The organism is Pseudoalteromonas sp. Z1A6 (assembly GCF_011378745.1).
Taxonomy (GTDB): Bacteria; Pseudomonadota; Gammaproteobacteria; order Enterobacterales; family Alteromonadaceae; genus Pseudoalteromonas; species Pseudoalteromonas arctica.
This window is the reverse complement of record NZ_WTKW01000500.1, coordinates 1-2201: the sequence shown is the minus strand read 5'-3', so window position 1 is coordinate 2201 and position 2201 is coordinate 1. Positions and strand designations below refer to the sequence as shown.

Sequence of the window (2201 nt, the reverse complement as noted above, 5' to 3'; positions counted from 1 at the left end):
TTTGCACTTGTATAAATAGCTGAGTAATTTTAAACAGTATTTTTAGGTAACAAAGTGTTAGCTTTAATGTTGCTATTTTGGTTATATGGTAACTACAGATGTTTAGTAATATGCAATTATGATTGATCAAAATAGGCCAGATTAGTTTTTTATTAATAAAATAATAAACTTACTAATCATGACTATACTGAACTTTACTACATAGTAAAAAAAGCATCTGCTTGAGGCTTTTGTTGTATCAATATGTATAAATAATGCGAGCAAGTGAAAATGGGTACGGACAGGTTAAAAAAGTTATTATCTCACCAGCAAGGCATTTTATCTAAAATTGCATTAGGGGCACCTTTAAATGAGGTGCTTACTGAAATTTGTTTATCGATAGAAAAAATTATGGATGATGAATCTGCTAGGTGTTCCATTTTATCAGCTAAAGGCGAGCAGCTTTTTCATTGTGCAGCCCCTAATATTCATCCAGAGTACTGTGGTTTGCTTAATGGAGTTTACATAGGGCCAAAAGTGGGTTCATGTGGTACTGCTGCATTTTCGAAATCGCGCATAATTGTAGAAAATATTGAAACTTCACCACTGTGGGTGGATTTTAAAGACTTAGCGTTAAAGTTTGATCTTAAGTCATGTTGGTCAACGCCTATTATGTCAACTCAAGCTGATTTGTTAGGCACCTTTGCTATCTATCACAGCAGCCCTAAAGCCCCATCAGAGCAAGAGTTAGAATTAATAGATTTTTTTGTACACTTTTCAAGTATTGCTCTTGAGAAAAGTAACGAATTTGAGAAGGCAAAACAGCTTGTCGCTAATTTACAGCACAGTAATGAAAAATTTAAAGCCTTTACCAAAGTAATGCCCGATCTCATCCTCATTTTAAGTGAAGACGGCATATATACCGATGTTTATGGTACTTCTAATGAGTTACTGCTTGATTCGACCATGGATATTATTGGTCAAAATGTTAAAGACTTACTTCCTCAAAAAGATGCGCAAATGATAATGGGAGTCATTGCAAAAACGTTGTCGACTAACGATATGCAAATATTTGAATATGAATTAGATGTCCCGAAGGGGAATATAGTTTTTGAAGGACGAGCCGCTGCCTTAGATCATTACCACCCTGAGAACCCGACAAAACGGCATATTGTATGGATGGCCAGGGATATTTCAATAAGGAAAAAAGCAGAACAAGAAGTCCATAAGCTTGCATTTTATGACCCACTCACCAATTTGCCAAATAGAAGAATGCTTAGCGATAGGTTAAACACGTGCGTAGAGAGCATCAAAAGTATAAAAAATATTGGAGCTTTGTTGTTTTTAGATTTAGATAACTTTAAGCGTATTAATGATTCGTTGGGGCACAGTGCTGGAGACGAAGTGCTTGTAGAGCTATCAAAAAGATTAAACGCCATAATAAAAAGCTCAGACACGTTAGCTAGAGCCGGTGGCGATGAGTTTATTATTTTACTTGAAGACATAGGTGAAAATACAAAGCAGGCAATTTATGAATGCGAATCCGTGGCAAAAAAAATCCAGAGCGTGTTTCATGATAATTTTGAAGTAGGCGAACTTGCCTTTCAAGTAAGTTGCAGCATAGGTATTTGCCTAATTGACAGCGTAAACGCACAAACTGACAATATATTAAAGTTTGCCGACACTGCTATGTATCGCTCTAAAAAGAAAGGCGGAAACAGCAGTAGCTTTTACGATCCAGCGTCGCAAACACTGCTTGAAAAGCAAACCGAGCTTGAAACCGACATTGTTAGAGCTATTGCTTCTGATGAATTTTGTGCTTATTTTCAGCCACAAGTTAATACTTGCGGAGATATTATTGGAGCTGAAGCGCTAATTAGATGGAACCATCCGCAAAGAGGCCTTATAGCGCCAAATGAATTTATACCTATAGCTGAGCAGTACGGACTTATACAAAAACTACAAAATGCAGTATTACGCGATATATGTATTTTAATTAATGAACTTAAAGAAGCCAGCGCTATTGACGATTCGTTCTGTGTTTCAATTAATATTAGCCAAAGTCAGTTTAATTCATCAAATTTAAAAAAGGAGCTGTTTAGTACTATAAGCGAGTTTGATATTCGAGCTTCACAAATTAAGTTAGAAATAACCGAGTCAATGCTCTCAAACGATATAGAATATACAATTAAACAAATGAAAGAGCTTATTGCTGCAGGCTT

The 2201-nt window shown here is 35.9% G+C and carries 1 protein-coding gene; it reads left to right on the top strand.

Features of this window, described 5'->3' with window-relative positions; genetic code table 11:
• Nucleotides 1-270 precede the first annotated feature (270 nt).
• A partial coding sequence (locus tag GQR46_RS18895) for a diguanylate cyclase (protein ID WP_165742077.1) occupies nucleotides 271-2201 on the top strand: 1931 nt, incomplete at its 3' end.